This is a genomic window from Streptomyces ureilyticus, from assembly GCF_011045025.1.
GTDB lineage: Bacteria > Actinomycetota > Actinomycetes > Streptomycetales > Streptomycetaceae > Streptomyces > Streptomyces ureilyticus.
In genome coordinates this window covers 1-13,671 of sequence record NZ_JAAKZX010000080.1, presented here as the reverse complement: position 1 = coordinate 13,671, position 13,671 = coordinate 1, and the positions used below count along the sequence as shown (strand labels likewise).

Sequence of the window (13,671 nt, the reverse complement as noted above, 5' to 3'; positions counted from 1 at the left end):
GGCCGGGGCCCCCTGCAAGTTGCAGGGGGCCCCGGCCGTGGTCGTGCGCTCTACCGCGGATCAGGCACCCACGGGCTGCACGCCGACACGCTGCACGGCGACAGGCTGCGCGGAGTCAGCCGCCGCCGAGTCGCCCGACGGCGAGTCGGTCGACGCGGCGACCGGCAGTGCCATGAGCACCGCCAGCGCGGCCGGTGTGGGCGCGTCGTACACCCGGCGGGCGGGCACCGGGATGCCCGTCCGCCGGCGGATCAGCGTGGTCAGCCGGGTGGCGAGCAGCGAGTGGCCGCCGAGGCGGAAGAAATCGTCGTCGGGGCCGACCTCGGGAAGCTTCAGGACCTCGGCGAAGATCGCGCAGTACAGCGCCTCGGTCTCGTTACGCGGCTCAATCAGGCCGGCGGGCTCCCGGACGGGCGCGGGCAGGTTCCTCCGGTCGACCTTGCCGTTCGGGGAGAGCGGGAAGCTCTCCAGGCGTACGAACGCGGACGGCACGAGGTAGTCGGGCAGGTGGGCCAGGTGGGCGCGCAGGGCGGGCCCGTCGGCGTCGCCCACCGTGTACGCGACGAGGCGCGGCCCGGTCGGCTCGTCCTTGCGCGCGACGACGGCGCACTGGGTGACCTCGGGGTGGCCGAGCAGGACCGCCTCGACCTCGCCCGGCTCGACGCGGAAGCCCCGGATCTTCACCTGGTCGTCGGCGCGGCCGAGGAACTCGAAGACGCCGTCCGCGCGCCGCCGGACCAGGTCGCCCGACCGGTACATGACGGACCCCGGCCCGCCGTACGGATCGGGCACGAAGCGCTGCGCCGTCAGGTCGGGGCGCCGCCAGTAGCCGCGCGCGACCTGGGCGCCCGCGAGGTACAGCTCGCCGGAGGTGCCGTCGGGCACCGGTCGCAGCTCGTCGTCGAGGACGTAGGAACGGGTGGCGGTGACCTCGGTGCCGATCGGCACGGAGGACGGCCAGCCGGCGGCGTCCGCGGACAGGGTGTGGGCGAGGACGACGTGGGTCTCGGCGGGGCCGTACTCGTTGTGCAGACGGAAGGGGGTACGGCGGCCGAAGTCCCGTAGCCCGCCGTCGACATGGAGCGCCTCGCCGGCCTGGATGACGTCGGTGAGATGCGGCAGCTCGCTGCCGTTCTCGGCCGCCGCGCCGAAGACGGCGTCCAGCACGGCCGTGGGAGCGAACAGCTCGTTGACCCGGTGCCGCTCCAGCCAGGCGACGACCGCCTCGGGGTCGCGGCGGATGCCGTCCGGCGGGACGACCAGGGTGCGGCCGGAGACCAGCGTGGAGAGGATCTCCTGAACGGAGACGTCGAAGCCGATGGCGGCGAACTGAGCGGTGCGCACCCCCGGTCCGCCGGGGAGGGCGCCGCGCTGCCAGCGCAGCAGGTTGGTCAGCCCGGCGTCGTGCATGACGATCCCCTTGGGTACGCCGGTGGAGCCGGACGTGAAGATCAGGTACGCGGCGCCCTCGGGGGTCAACGGCCGGACGCGGTCGACGTCGACGGGGTCGCGGTCGAGGCCCCCCTCAGCCTGCGCCTCCGCCTCGGCCTCCAGGACGGCGAGAAGCTCCGCATCGATCACGCGAGCGGGCCGGGCCAGGTCGAACATCAACTCGCGCCGCTGCGCGGGATATTCGGTGTCCACCGGCATGTACGCGGCCCCGGACTTGAGGATCGCCAGCAGGCCTACGACCAGTTCGGCGGAGCGGGGCAGCAGCAGGGCGACGACGTCCTCGGGGCCGACGCCGCGGGCTATGAGCCGGTGCGCTACTCGGTTGGCGCGGGCGTTGAGCATGCCGTACGTCAGCTCGGTGTCCTCGTAGACGAGGGCGGTCTCCCCCGGCTGCCGGGCCGCCTGCTCCTCGAACAGCTCGGCGGCGGAGGCGGGCCTGTCCGGGTTGGCCGCGCCATTCATGTGCGCGGCGACCACGCTCCGCGGCCGCATGTCGGTCCACAGTTCCGTCGCGCGCGCCAGGCAGTCGGCGTGGCCGCCGCGGTGGACGGTGCGCCAGCCCGCCGGGCCGGTCAGCGGGGCGGGCCAGAGCGCGTGCCGGCCCTCGTCGTCGGCCAGCAGCAGGAACTGCCCGTCCCGGTTGTCGAATGGATTCACCTGGTCTCCTTCGAGGGTGCCCCCGCCTTCAGGCGGGGGAGGAATCGAGCTCCTGCGGAGCAGGGCAGAGAGCGGGGTTTCGCCTTCAGGGCGAAAGACCGCCACGCGATCGGGTAGCGTGCCTGTCGTGCGTTGCGAGAACCAAGCGCGCACGCTGTGCCGATCGAGAGCCAAGACGGCACTGCCGAGCTTTGCTCAACAAACCGGGCAGGTTCCGTCCCGGCTGGTGTTGAGGGAGTAAGACCTTGCAGGCCGCTGGTCTGTGGGGCTTCCTGAGCCAGGAATCCCCCTGCTTCAGCTGGGGGAGGGTTCAACGCGTACGCTCCTCGGAGAGCACACCTGTTGGTCGCGCAGTTCCCCGCGCCCCTAAAGGGGCGCTGGTCGCGGGACGGCGGGCGCGAGCGGCGCCCGCCGTCCGCGCCCCCGGCGGGGGTCAACACGCGGCTGGCGTCGCGCTCACCCGCGTCACCTTGACCTTGGCCTCCGCGGACTGCAGGAAGTTGTTGTTCGCGTCGTAGATCTTCGATATGCCGGAGCTCTTGAAGGTCTGTCCGTTCTGGCGGGCCTTCTGGCTGACGTCTACGTAGCCGACGGTGGTGCCGTCGCCGTCGAACAGCCGCTCCCGGACTCGGTAGTTGAAAGCGTTCAGGCCGGTGCGCGACCAGGTGCCCTTGCCCTGGCCGCCGCCCTCGGGGCCGCCGCCGGAGGACAGGCACATCACGCCGTTCGCGTGGAAGGACAGGGTCACGTTGCCCGTGCCGTCCGCGTGCTCCACGGTGCCCTCCCACGTACCCACCGGGGTGGAATTGCGGGGAGGAGGCGGGCCGATCGTCGAGGCGGCCCCCGCACCCGCCGGGGCGACCAGGACGGCCGCCGCCGCGAGGGCCACGGCCGGGCCGAGGATCCGGATCCCGTACTTCTTCGTGCGCCGAGTCATGTGCGCTCAGTCCTTTCTGTTCTGTGGTCGTTCTGTTCTGTGGTCATGGGTCGTGCGAGGTCATGGGTCGTGCGATACGTACGGAAGGGGAAGGCCGGTCAGCCCAGTTCGCGGCGGAACGCGCGGAGTTCGGCGGCCAGTACGTCCGGCCGCTCCAGGGCCGGGAAGTGGCCGCCGTCGGGAAGGTCGCACCAGTAGCGCAGATCGGTGAAACGCTCCCGGGCCCAGGCGCGGGGCAGCCAGGCGTCCTTGGGGAACACCGAGCAGCCGGTGGGGACGGCGGTCGGGGCCATCGGCTCCGACTCGAAGCTCTCCCAGAACAGCCGGGCGGAGGAGGCCCCGGTGTTGCCGAACCAGTACATCGACACGATGTCGAGGAGCCGGTCGGCCGGAACGGCCTTCTCCAGGTCGCCGTCGTGGTCGGCCCACTCCCAGAAACGGTCGGTGATCCAGGCGAGCTGGGCGGCCGGCGAGTCGGCGAGCCCGTAACCGAGGGCCTGGGGTCGGGTGGACTGGATCGCCGCGTAACCGGAACGGTTCTTCCCGAAGCTCTGCATCCGGCCCATGGCCGCCCGGTCGCGCTCGTCCAGCTCCTCGAACGGGATCTGCCGCTCCGGGGGCCGGGCCAGAGGCATCGTCAGGTGGATGCCCCGCAGGTGCGCGGCGTCCGTACTCCCCAGGGCCGCCGACACCCAGGAGCCCCAGTCGCCGCCGTGGGCGATGTAACGGTCGTGGCCGAGACGGGCCATCAGTTCCGCCCAGACCGTGGCGATCCGGCCGACCGTCCAGCCGGTCCCCGTGGGTGCGGGGCCGAGGCCGTGCCCCGGCAGGGACGGGCAGACGACGTGGAAGGCGTCGGCCGGGTCCTCGGGGTCGGTGAGCTGCGGGATCAGGTCGAGGAACTCGACGACGGAGCTGGGCCAGCCGTGCGTCAGCAGCAGCGGCACGGCGTCCGGGTGCGGCGAGCGGACGTGCAGGAAGTGGATCGGCAGGCCGTCGATCTCGGTGGTGTACTGCGGGAAGGCGTTCAGCCTGCGTTCGGTCGCGCGCCAGTCGTAGTCGTCCGCCCAGCGCCGGCACAGTCTCCGCACCTGATCCAGGGGAGCGCCCTGGGACCAGTCGTCCACCGTCTCCCGGTCCGGCCAGCGTGTGGCGCCCAGCCGGTCGCGGAGATCGTCGAGCGCGCTCTGCGGGATGTCCGCCCGGTAGGGCTCGATGACCGAGGGTTCGATGACTGACGGCTCGATGACTGACGGCTCGATGTCTGAGCTCACCCCGTGGCCTCCTCCATGGCTTGTTCCGTCCGCGAGGCGTACGCGCTCGCAGTGGCGCAGACGCTAGGTCGGGGCCCTACAGCAGCGGTCGAGCGCGGTGAGAGGCCGCCGGGCAACACTCCGCGGCATGAATCGCATGAGGCATACGCAAGGGAAGTGGCCGAAGTCGTACCCCGCGCCGAGCGGTCTGTCAGGCCGAACCAGCCGGTCTGGCGGGTTTGGCCGGTCCGGCCGGTCCAGGCAGCGGACGCGAGGAGCGCGCGCGCTCGCCGGCACGGCACTCGCGTGCGCGCTGCTGTCCCCGCTGACGGCGGCGAGCGCCGCGGAGGCCGCGCCCGCGCCGGCCCGGGTCGCTGCCCCGGTGGGCAGCTGGCAGGCCAAGGTGCTCCGCGAGGGCGCCGCGTACGACGTGACCCTCTCCTTCGGCGCGGACCGCTCGGTGTGCCTGGTCTCGCCGGCCGGGGCGAGCAAGGGCCGCTGGCACCCCACCGGCCGGGACGCGTTCGACTACCGCATCCGGGAGTTGTGGTACGACGCGAACGGCGCGCTCGAGGGCTGGGTGGACATCGCCCAGTCGGCGAAGCGGATCGGTACCTCGTTCGCGGGCTCGGGCGTCTCGACCGTCTACGGCGCCGACGGCACGGTGGAGACCACCGTGCCGGTCACAGTCACGGGCACCCGCACGGGCCCACCGGACGGCTCCGCCTGCGGATGACGGTGCGGGGGGGGCGGGGCCGTCAGGCGCCTTGAGCGTGACTCCATCGAGCGCTGAGGGCGCGGGGCGAGACTGCCGCCTCAGCAGCTTGGCGAAGTCGGGTGCGGTACCGCGCCCTCAAGGAGGCTGCTTATCCAGCGGAGCGCCCTGCGCATTGCCGACCGAAGGGACTCACGATGACACCCCGCCCCAGTCCGTCCGGCGCCGATTCCGAGACCGCGCCCCCAACCTTCCCGTACCAGCGCGGCTGCCCGTTCAGCATGCCCGCCGAGTACCCGGAGATGATCGAGAAGGACGTCTCGCAGGTCACCCTGACCGGTTCGGGGCTGCGGATCTGGACGGTCACCGGCTACCACACCATCCGTCAGCTGCTCACCGACCCCCGGGTCAGCGCCTCGCGCAAGCACGACAACTTCCCATTCTACTTCATCGCGCCGCCGGAGTTCCGCACGGAGACCTCCTTCATCGGCTACGACGGCGAGCAGCACACCAAGACCCGTCGCAAGGCGGCGCTCACCTTCACCAGCCGCCAGGTCAAGAAGCTGCGCCCGCGTATCGAGGAGATCGTCGACGAGCACATCGACCGGATGCTGGCGACCGCGCCACCGGTCGACCTGCACCACGCCTTCTCGCTGCCCGTCCCGATGACGGTCATCTGCGAACTCCTCGGCATACCCCACGACAAGCACGACTTCTTCATCAAGCACGGCACCGCCCTGCTCGGCGGGCACAGCAGCGCGGAGGAGCGCCAGGCCGCGATCGTCGAGGTCAACGCGTACGTCGACGACCTGATCCAGCTGAAGAAGCGGGAGCCCGGCGAGGACCTGCTCAGCCGCGCGATGGCCGACTACGAGGCGTCCGGCGAGGAGTACACCGACCGCGACCTGTTCAACATGGTCCGGCTGCTGATGAACGGCGGCCACGAGACCACCGCCAGCCAAATCTCGCTCGGCACGGCCTGCCTGCTGGAGAACCCGGACCAGCTGGAGCAGTTGAAGGCGGACCCTGAGCTGGTCAAACCCGCGGTCGAGGAACTCATCCGGATCGCGACCATCGGCGACACGGCGGTGCCGCGGGTCGCGCTGGAGGACATCGAGATCGGCGGGCAGGTGATCCGCAAGGGCGACGGCATCCTGTGCCTGGGCCTCGCCGCCAACCGCGACCCGGAGGTCTTCCCGGAGCCGGAGAAGGTCATCCTCAGCCGCGGCACCCGCAAGCACCTCGGCTTCGGCCACGGCGTGCACCACTGCATCGGCGCCGACCTCGCCCGCCTGGAGCTGGAGATCGTCTGGAGCAAGCTGTTCCAGCGCATCCCGACCCTGCGGCTGGCCAAGCCGTTCGCGGAGATCCCGCGCAAGGAGGGCGCCGTGATCTACGGCCTCTGGGAGCTCCCGGTCACCTGGTGACGCCCGCGGGCCCCGCCGGAACACCAACGAGGAGGACACCCATGCCCAAGATCACCTACCGGAGCCCGGACGGCACCGACACCGTCGTCGACGTCGCCTCCCCCTGCACCGTGATGCGCGGCGCGAAGCTCCACAACATCGACGGCATCGAGGCGCAGTGCGGCGGCTCGGCGCAGTGCGGCACCTGCCACGTCTACGTCGACGACGCCAACACCCTGCCGCTGCCGCCCATGCACGAGGTGGAGGACGACGTGCTCTACGGCACGGCCAGTCCCCGCCGCGAGACCAGCAGGCTGAGCTGCCAGCTCCCCGTCACCGACGCCATGGACGGGCTGCTGGTGCACCTGCCGGAGGCGCAGTCCTGATGGCCGCGCCCTCGGTCGTCGTCGTCGGCGCGGGGCAGGGCGGCACCGAGACCGCCGCCGCCCTGCGCAGCCGGGGCTTCTCCGGGCGGATCACCCTGATCGGCGCGGAGGACGCCCTCCCGTACCAGCGGCCGCCGCTGTCCAAGGGCTACCTCACCGGATCCACTCCGGCCGACGAACTCCCCCTGCGTCCGCGGTCGTTCTTCGAGGCGCAGGACGTCGAGCTGATCACCGGCACCCCGGTCACCGCCATCGACCCGGGCGACCGGCGGATCACCCTCGCCGGGGACGGCGGACGCCGCGTGCGGCTGCGTTACGACCACCTCGTCCTCGCCACCGGCGCGCGGCCACGGGTGCTGCCGGTGCCCGGCGCCTCGCTGTCCGGTGTCCACACCCTCCGCGATCTGCGTGACGCCGTCGCGCTGCGCGCGGAACTGCGGCCCGGGGCACACCTGTTGGTCGTCGGCGGTGGCTTCGTAGGGCTCGAACTCGCCTCTACGGCACGGCTGCTGGGCCTGGAGGTCACGGTGGTCGAGTCCGGGGCCAGGGTCATGGGGCGTTCCGTCAGCGCGGCCCTGGCCGAGCACCTGGCCGACCGGCACCGCGCGCACGGCACCCGCGTAATGACGCGCCGTGAGCTGGTGGCCCTGCACGGCGACGACACGGGCCGGGTGCGGGTGGCCGAGCTCGACGGCGCGGAACGTGTCCGGGCGGACGTCGTCGTGATGGGCGTCGGAGTCCTCCCGCGCACCGAACTCGCCGCGGACGCCGACCTGCCCGTCGGCGACGGCGTCCTCGTCAACGCGACGCTGCGGACCGCCGACCCGGCCGTCCACGCGATCGGCGACTGCGCGCGATTCCCGAGCCCGTACGCGGGGCGTCCGCTGCGGCTGGAGTCGGTGCAGAACGCCTCGGACCAGGCCCGTTGCGTGGCCGCGGCCATCTGCGGCACCCCGGAGCCGTACACCGCGGTCCCCTGGTTCTGGACCGAGCAGTGCGGGCTGCGGGTGCAGCTCGCGGGCATCACCGCCGGCCACGACCGTACGGTGGTGTCCGGCGACGTGGCGAGCGGCCGCTTCTCGGTGTTCTGCTTCACCGGCGAACGGCTGGTCGGCACCGAGTCCGTGAACCGCCCGGCGGACCACATGATCACCCGCCGACTGTTGGCCGAGCGCACCGCCTCCGCGCTGCCCGGGCCTGCGGAGGTGTGCCGGCCGGGCTTCGACCTGAAGGAGTATCAGCGGGTTCGCTCCGCTGGTTAGGCGGTTGGGTTCGTTGTCGGCCGACGGTCCCTCGGTGTGGTGAGGGCGCGGACTGAACTCTGCGGGGTAGGAGGCTCTTCGCCCCGACGCCTCCCCCACCCCTCAAGTCCCACGAATACATGTGCCATACTCGGGCGCCGATCATGGCAAGAAGCGACCGGGGGGCCGTGTGGACGCCGTTTCTCTGGACGCCGTTTCTCTGGACGCCCCCTATCTGGACACGGATGCGGATCAACTCTGCTTCTCGCTGGACCTGACGGAGCGTCCGGCGCTGGCAGAACGTGTGGTGTCGCTCGGCGGGCTGGATGTCCGGCTGCGGCTGCTCGGGGCCTCGCACCAGGTGTTCGCCGGTCCCGTGCGAGAGACGGTGGCCTGTCTGCGGGGCGCGGTGAGGGGTTTGCCCGAGACCTGCACCCGTCAACTGCCGGGCTGGGACTATGACTTCGGCGCCACCACTCGCCGGCTGACTCCCGAGGAGTTCAGTGCCGAGGTGGCGCAGGTCCTCGGCCGGGCCACCGACGCCGAGCACAGCCTGCGCGGAGTCTTCCCCGGTTCACCGGAGGCGGTCACCGCGGTGGTCGTCGAAACGGTCGAGGGACCGTACGGCGCCGGGCTCGTCTGGCGCACCTGGCACACGTATCCGCAAAACGGCCAGATCGTATCGACGTACAGCCGGCTGGAGGCCCGATGAACAGCGCCCGACTCGTCCGCGCAGCGGTGGCGGCCGCGCTGGCCGCGACCCTGCTCACCGCCTGCTCCGGCGACGGGGACGACGACGCGGTCCCGCGCGACTGGATCGGGAAGACATACACCGAGACCGGGGCGGACTGGCGCGACTCGAACAGCACCCCGAGCGAGGTCGCCCAGGCAATCCACACCGAGCGGGCGGCACAGGACCGTACCTCCGGCGACAGCATGGAGTTCCTGCGCTACGGCGACGACATGGTCACCGTCTCGCCGCACCGGAGCGGCAGCCTGATCGAGATCGAGGACTACCGCGACGGCTACCGCCGCCACAAGCGGCACCTCATCTCCTGGCCGGACCCGGACAGCGCGAGCTTCCGCGGCGGCGGCCCCGGCGAGGGCAAGTAACGCCCGATGACCGGCCGGATCACCCCCGACGCATCCCCCGACGCATCCCGCGTTCCTCCCGCACAGCACCTTGATCGCGCCTCGACCCCGCCCCCAAGAAAGGCAACGCAGTGACCGAGATCTTCGAGTCGACCGGCCAGTCCCTGCTCTACGGAGTCGTGGGCCTCGTCGTGATGGCCGTCGGGTTCATCGCCCTCGACCTCGTCACGCCGGGCAAGCTGTACCACGTGGTGTGGACCGACCGGAACCGCGGCGCGGCCGTCCTGCTGGGCAGCCAGTCCGTCGCCGTGGGCCTGGTCATCATGAAGGCCATCGAGGCGAGCGAGTCCGAGCAGGGCCTCGGCTACGGCCTGGTCAGCACGCTGCTGTACGGCCTGGCCGGGGTGCTGGTGATGACCGTCGTCGGCATCGTGATCGGCGTGGTCACGCCGGGCCAGATGGGCGCGGTCGTCCTCGACGACCAAGGCGACCGTCCGCACCCCGCCGCCTGGGTCCAGGCCGGCATGTACCTGGGCACCGGGTTCATGGTCGGCGCGGCGATCTCGTAACAGCGCCCAGCAATGAGCGCCACCACCGTGCAAGGCCGCGACACCACCGCGGCGCCCTCCCGCCCCCCGGCCGTCCGGCACACCCGGGGGGCTCGTTTCCTGCTGCTGTTCGCTGTCTTCCTCTGCGCGGCCTGTGGCCTCGTCTACGAGCTGGCCCTGACCGCACTGGGCAGTTACCTCATCGGCAACTCGGTGCTCCAGACCTCCGTGGTGATCTCCGTGATGGTGTGCGCCATGGGGCTCGGCTCCCTCGCCGCCAAACCCCTGCGCCGCCGCGCGGTGGGCGCGTTCGCGCTCGTGGAGGGTGTGCTGGCGCTGGTCGGCGGACTGTCGGTGCTGGTGCTGTACGCGGCGTTCGCCTGGCTCCAGCTGTACACCCCGGCGATGATCGTGGTCGCGGTGGCCGTCGGCCTGCTGATCGGCGCCGAGATCCCGCTGCTGATGACCCTGCTCCAGCGGATCCGGCGGCAGGAGGCGGGCAGCGCGGTCGCCGACATGTTCGCCGTCGACTACATCGGCGCGCTGGTCGGCGGCCTGGGCTTCCCGCTGTGGCTCCTGCCGACGTTCGGCCAGCTCAAGGGCACACTGGTGGTCGGCGTGGTCAACGCGGTGGCCGGAGTCATCGTGGTGGTGTTCATCTTCCGCCGGCAGATCCGGCGCTGGGTGCGCAATGCTCTGCTGGCCGGGGTCACGGCGGTCCTGGCCGTGCTCGGTACGACCTACGCGCTCGCGGACGACCTGGAGGTGACCGCGCGCCAGCAGATGTACCGGGACCCGATCGTCCACACGGAGACGACGTCGTACCAGGAGATCGTCGTCACCCGCTCCACCGCCTTCACCGGCGAACCGGACATGCGTCTCTTCCTCAACGGCGACCTCCAGTTCAGCTCCGTCGACGAGTACCGCTACCACGAGTCCCTCGTCCACCCCGCCCTCTCCGGTTCCCGCGCCAACGTGCTGATCATGGGCGGCGGCGACGGCCTCGCCCTGCGCGAGGTGCTGCGCTACGACGACGTCCAGCACGTCACGCTCGTGGAACTGGACCCGGCGATGACTCGGCTCGCACGCGACTTCAAGCCCCTGCGCGACCTCAACGACAAGGCGCTCGACGACCCGAGGGTCAAGGTCGTCAACGCCGACGCCTTCAACTGGCTGCGCGGCGCCCGGCAGCACTACGACGCGGTCGTCATCGACTTCCCCGACCCGGACACGGCGGCGCTGGCCAAGCTGTACTCGGTGGAGTTCTACCACCTGCTCGGCCAGGTCCTGACGCCGCAGAGCAGGGTGATGGTGCAGAGCGGGTCGCCGTTCTTCGCGCCGAAGACGTACTGGTCGATCGCGAAGACGATCGAGACGGCGGGCTACGCGACCAACCAGTTCCAGGTCGACGTACCGAGCTTCGGCAACTGGGGCTACGTCCTGGCCACCCCGGGCGGCGGCACGTCCCCACCGCTGCGGCTGGCATCGGACGCCCCGCGACTGCGCTACCTGGACGAGGCGGTCCTGAAGGCCGCCGCGGTGTTCCCCGTGGACCGCCGCCGCCAGGACGTACGGCCGAGCACGCTGATGGAACCGGCCGTGCTGGAGTACGTACTGGACGAGTGGGAGAACTACTGACCGCCCGCGGTCGAGACCATCTGCCTTATCTGTGATGTCTGTCATATCTGTCTTGTCTGTCTTGTAGGCAGGGACGGGTGCGCGGCAGCGGCTTCTGCGGCCCTCCAGGGCTCGACAGGTGTTCGAGGGACCTGCGCAACCCTGGGCGCATGACTGCCACTCCGCGCACGGACCCCACCGCCCTTGCCGCCGCCCCGACGGGCCCACCTCCCCCGGCCGAGGGCGGTGGGCCCGTCGGGGCGTGGGCGGCGCAGGTACACCGGGAGACGGAGACGTCGGCGGTGGTGCTCCACTTCACCGGCGACGGCCGGGTCTTCCTCTCCGGCGGCGGCGCCGGGCACTGGGAGTCCACCGGGCCCGGCGGCTTCGCGTTCCGCGTGGCCGAACCCCTCTTCGACGAGCGGGGGCCGGAGGCCGGCGACTGCGTCGCCTGGGTGGACATCGACCAGCTCGCGATGCTCGACGGCGACACATTCCGCAGCGAGGGCGTCTCCGTGATCCGCGAGACCGGCAGCGGGTCCGTACTGCGAACCAAGCAGGTCACCATCACGGCACGCGCCACGAAACGGGCCGCAAAGCACCGCGGCGAGGACACCACCGGAAGCGCCCCTTAAACGGCCCCGGCCCGGCGGACCAGGCCGGGGCCGTCGGGCACCGTCCGTCACGCCGGGGCCCGGCGGACGTCAGACGCGGACGTCCGACCGACCCGCAGTCGGTGTGGAGTCCGGCGACGGCGACGGCGACGGCGACGCACCGTCGCCGGACTCCGGCGAACCCCCGGCAACCGCCGCCCCAGCGGCGACCTCCGCGGCGGCAGCCTCCGCGCTCTCCGGGTCGACCGGCTCGACATCCCGGAGCAGCCACACGACCAGTACCGCTGCCAGCACCACCAGCACCGCCCCGATGACCGCGTTGACGTGCAGCCCGTCCACGAAGGCCGCTCGCGCGGCGGCGACGAGGGCGGAGCCCGTCCCCTCGGGCAGCGCGCTCGCCGCGCCAAGCGCCCCTCCCAGAGTGTCCCGCGCGGTCTCAGCGACAGCGCCTGGCACCCCGGCGGGCAGGGCGTCCGTGAGCTGCGCCCGGTACACCGCCGTACCGACGCTGCCGAGCACGGCGACGCCGATCGCCATGCCGAACTCCTGGTTGGTCTCGGAGAGGGCGGAGGCCGCACCGGCGCGTTCGGGCGGCGCCGCGCCCACGATCATGTCCACACCCAGGATCGACATGGGGCTGATGCCCGCGGCGAAGACGACCGTTCCGGCGGCCATGAGGACCAGGTCGTCGGAACCGTCCAGCAGGGTGAACATCAGGAAGCCCACCGCCGCGACCACCAGTCCGCCCCCCATGACGTAGGCCGGGCGGGAACGCTTGACCAGCGCCGGGGTCACGGCCGCCGCGACGATCATCGCCGCCGTCTGCGGCAGCGTCCACAGTCCCGCCTCGAACGGCGAGAGCCCGAGGACGAGTTGCATGTACTGGGAGAGGAAGAAGAACAGCCCGGACATCGCGAACAACGAGAGCGTCAGCGTGAGCAGGGAGGCGCTGAACGCCCGGTCGGAGAACAGCCGCAGATCCAGCAGCGGGTCGGTCAGCCGCCGCTGCCGGCGGACGAAGACATACCCGAGCACAAGCCCCGCCGCCAGGACGAGCACCGGCACGGGGGCGACGCCGTCCTTGGCCAGCTCCTTGACCCCGTACACCAGCGAGATCATCGCGGCGACCGACAGGGCCACGCTGCTCAGGTCCAGCCGGCCCGGGTCGGGGTCGCGGTACTCGGGCAGCAGCATCGGGCCCACCACCAGCAGGAGCACCATGGGCGGCACGCCGAGCAGGAACACCGAGCCCCACCAGAAGTGCTCCAGCAGGGCGCCACCGACGAGCGGCCCCAGCGTCATGCCGACCGTGAAGCTGGACATCCACACGGCGATGGCGGCGGTGCGCTGGCGCGGATCCTGGAACATGTTGCGGATCAGGGCCAGCGTGGAGGGCATCAGCGTGGCTCCGGCGATGCCCAGCAGGGCCCGGTTGGCGATGAGCACCTCCGCGCTCGTCGACCAGGCGGCGATCAGGGACGCGGCGCCGAACGCGGCGGCGCCGGCCAGCAGCAGGCGCCGGCGTCCGATCCGGTCGCCCAGCACGCCCATGGCGATCAGGAAGCCCGCGACGAGGAAGCCGTAGACGTCGAGGATCCACAGCAGTTGGGAACTGCTGGGTGCCAAGTCGGCGCTGAGCTGCGGGACGGCCAGGTAGAGGACCGTGACGTCCATCGAGATCAGCAGGGTGGGCAGCGCCAGGACGGCGAGTCCGGTCCACTCCCGCCTGCCTGCCCTGGGGACGGGGGCGGGG

13 protein-coding genes are annotated in these 13,671 nt (G+C 71.7%); 9 read left to right on the top strand and 4 right to left on the bottom strand.

Annotation, left to right across the window (positions count from 1 at the left end; genetic code table 11):
* Nucleotides 1–60: 60 nt before the first annotated feature.
* The 3 genes from G6048_RS23925 to G6048_RS23915 form a co-directional block, all read right to left on the bottom strand.
* Entirely contained in the window at nucleotides 61–2,109 is a 2,049-nt protein-coding gene (locus G6048_RS23925) for an amino acid adenylation domain-containing protein (RefSeq protein ID WP_165341646.1), read from the bottom strand.
* Nucleotides 2,110–2,542: 433 nt separating this feature from the next.
* Nucleotides 2,543–3,046, bottom strand: a complete 504-nt coding sequence (locus G6048_RS23920) for a hypothetical protein (RefSeq protein WP_165341645.1) — start codon at nucleotides 3,044–3,046, stop codon at nucleotides 2,543–2,545.
* A gap of 98 nt (nucleotides 3,047–3,144) precedes the next feature.
* Nucleotides 3,145–4,320 carry an epoxide hydrolase family protein gene (locus G6048_RS23915; protein ID WP_328826805.1) on the bottom strand — a complete coding sequence of 392 codons (1,176 nt, stop codon included), beginning with the start codon at nucleotides 4,318–4,320 and terminating at the stop codon, nucleotides 3,145–3,147.
* Between the two features lie 136 nt (nucleotides 4,321–4,456).
* On the opposite strand from G6048_RS23915, the gene G6048_RS23910 reads away from it, so the two are divergent.
* The 9 genes from G6048_RS23910 (at nucleotide 4,457) to G6048_RS23870 (ending at nucleotide 11,939) form a co-directional block, all read left to right on the top strand.
* A complete protein-coding gene (locus tag G6048_RS23910) occupies nucleotides 4,457–5,035 on the top strand; it encodes a hypothetical protein (RefSeq protein WP_165341644.1) in 579 nt (192 codons plus the stop codon).
* A 176-nt stretch (nucleotides 5,036–5,211) separates the two neighbouring features.
* Nucleotides 5,212–6,441, top strand: coding sequence for a cytochrome P450 (locus G6048_RS23905; RefSeq protein ID WP_165341643.1), 1,230 nt, complete (start codon nucleotides 5,212–5,214; stop codon nucleotides 6,439–6,441).
* A gap of 41 nt (nucleotides 6,442–6,482) precedes the next feature.
* On the top strand, nucleotides 6,483–6,806 hold the full coding sequence (locus G6048_RS23900; protein WP_165341642.1) for a 2Fe-2S iron-sulfur cluster-binding protein: 324 nt from the start codon (nucleotides 6,483–6,485) through the stop codon (nucleotides 6,804–6,806).
* The gene (locus G6048_RS23895; RefSeq protein ID WP_165341641.1) at nucleotides 6,806–8,068 is read left to right on the top strand and encodes an NAD(P)/FAD-dependent oxidoreductase; all 1,263 of its coding nucleotides are present in this window, start codon (nucleotides 6,806–6,808) and stop codon (nucleotides 8,066–8,068) included. The genes G6048_RS23900 and G6048_RS23895 overlap by 1 nt, the downstream gene beginning before the upstream one ends.
* A 184-nt stretch (nucleotides 8,069–8,252) precedes the next feature.
* On the top strand, nucleotides 8,253–8,759 hold the full coding sequence (locus tag G6048_RS23890; protein ID WP_165341665.1) for a DUF2617 family protein: 507 nt from the start codon (nucleotides 8,253–8,255) through the stop codon (nucleotides 8,757–8,759).
* A complete protein-coding gene (locus G6048_RS23885; protein WP_165341640.1) occupies nucleotides 8,756–9,160 on the top strand; it encodes a DUF4247 domain-containing protein in 405 nt (134 codons plus the stop codon). Before G6048_RS23890 ends, G6048_RS23885 begins: the two co-directional genes overlap by 4 nt.
* A gap of 110 nt (nucleotides 9,161–9,270) precedes the next feature.
* Nucleotides 9,271–9,708, top strand: coding sequence for a DUF350 domain-containing protein (locus G6048_RS23880; RefSeq protein WP_165341639.1), 438 nt, complete (start codon nucleotides 9,271–9,273; stop codon nucleotides 9,706–9,708).
* A gap of 12 nt (nucleotides 9,709–9,720) precedes the next feature.
* Nucleotides 9,721–11,325: a polyamine aminopropyltransferase gene (locus tag G6048_RS23875; RefSeq protein WP_165341638.1), complete on the top strand. Its 1,605-nt coding sequence runs from the start codon at nucleotides 9,721–9,723 to the stop codon at nucleotides 11,323–11,325.
* A 149-nt stretch (nucleotides 11,326–11,474) separates the two neighbouring features.
* Nucleotides 11,475–11,939 (top strand): hypothetical protein, encoded by a 465-nt coding sequence (locus G6048_RS23870; RefSeq protein WP_165341637.1) that lies wholly within the window; start codon nucleotides 11,475–11,477, stop codon nucleotides 11,937–11,939.
* A gap of 69 nt (nucleotides 11,940–12,008) precedes the next feature.
* On the opposite strand, the gene G6048_RS23865 is transcribed toward G6048_RS23870, so the two are convergent.
* The coding region (locus G6048_RS23865; protein WP_165341636.1) for an MFS transporter at nucleotides 12,009–13,671 on the bottom strand (1,663 nt) is incomplete at its 5' end.

What these genes read in the sequence shown, in the direction of transcription:
- G6048_RS23920 (WP_165341645.1), bottom strand. Translation starts at nt 3,046, where the DNA reads ATGACTCGGCGCACGAAGAAGTACGGGATCCGGATCCTCGGCCCGGCC.
- G6048_RS23870 (WP_165341637.1), top strand. Translation starts at nt 11,475, where the DNA reads ATGACTGCCACTCCGCGCACGGACCCCACCGCCCTTGCCGCCGCCCCG.
- G6048_RS23895 (WP_165341641.1), top strand. Translation starts at nt 6,806, where the DNA reads ATGGCCGCGCCCTCGGTCGTCGTCGTCGGCGCGGGGCAGGGCGGCACC.
- G6048_RS23875 (WP_165341638.1), top strand. Translation starts at nt 9,721, where the DNA reads ATGAGCGCCACCACCGTGCAAGGCCGCGACACCACCGCGGCGCCCTCC.
- G6048_RS23905 (WP_165341643.1), top strand. Translation starts at nt 5,212, where the DNA reads ATGACACCCCGCCCCAGTCCGTCCGGCGCCGATTCCGAGACCGCGCCC.
- G6048_RS23900 (WP_165341642.1), top strand. Translation starts at nt 6,483, where the DNA reads ATGCCCAAGATCACCTACCGGAGCCCGGACGGCACCGACACCGTCGTC.
- G6048_RS23885 (WP_165341640.1), top strand. Translation starts at nt 8,756, where the DNA reads ATGAACAGCGCCCGACTCGTCCGCGCAGCGGTGGCGGCCGCGCTGGCC.
- G6048_RS23910 (WP_165341644.1), top strand. Translation starts at nt 4,457, where the DNA reads ATGAGGCATACGCAAGGGAAGTGGCCGAAGTCGTACCCCGCGCCGAGC.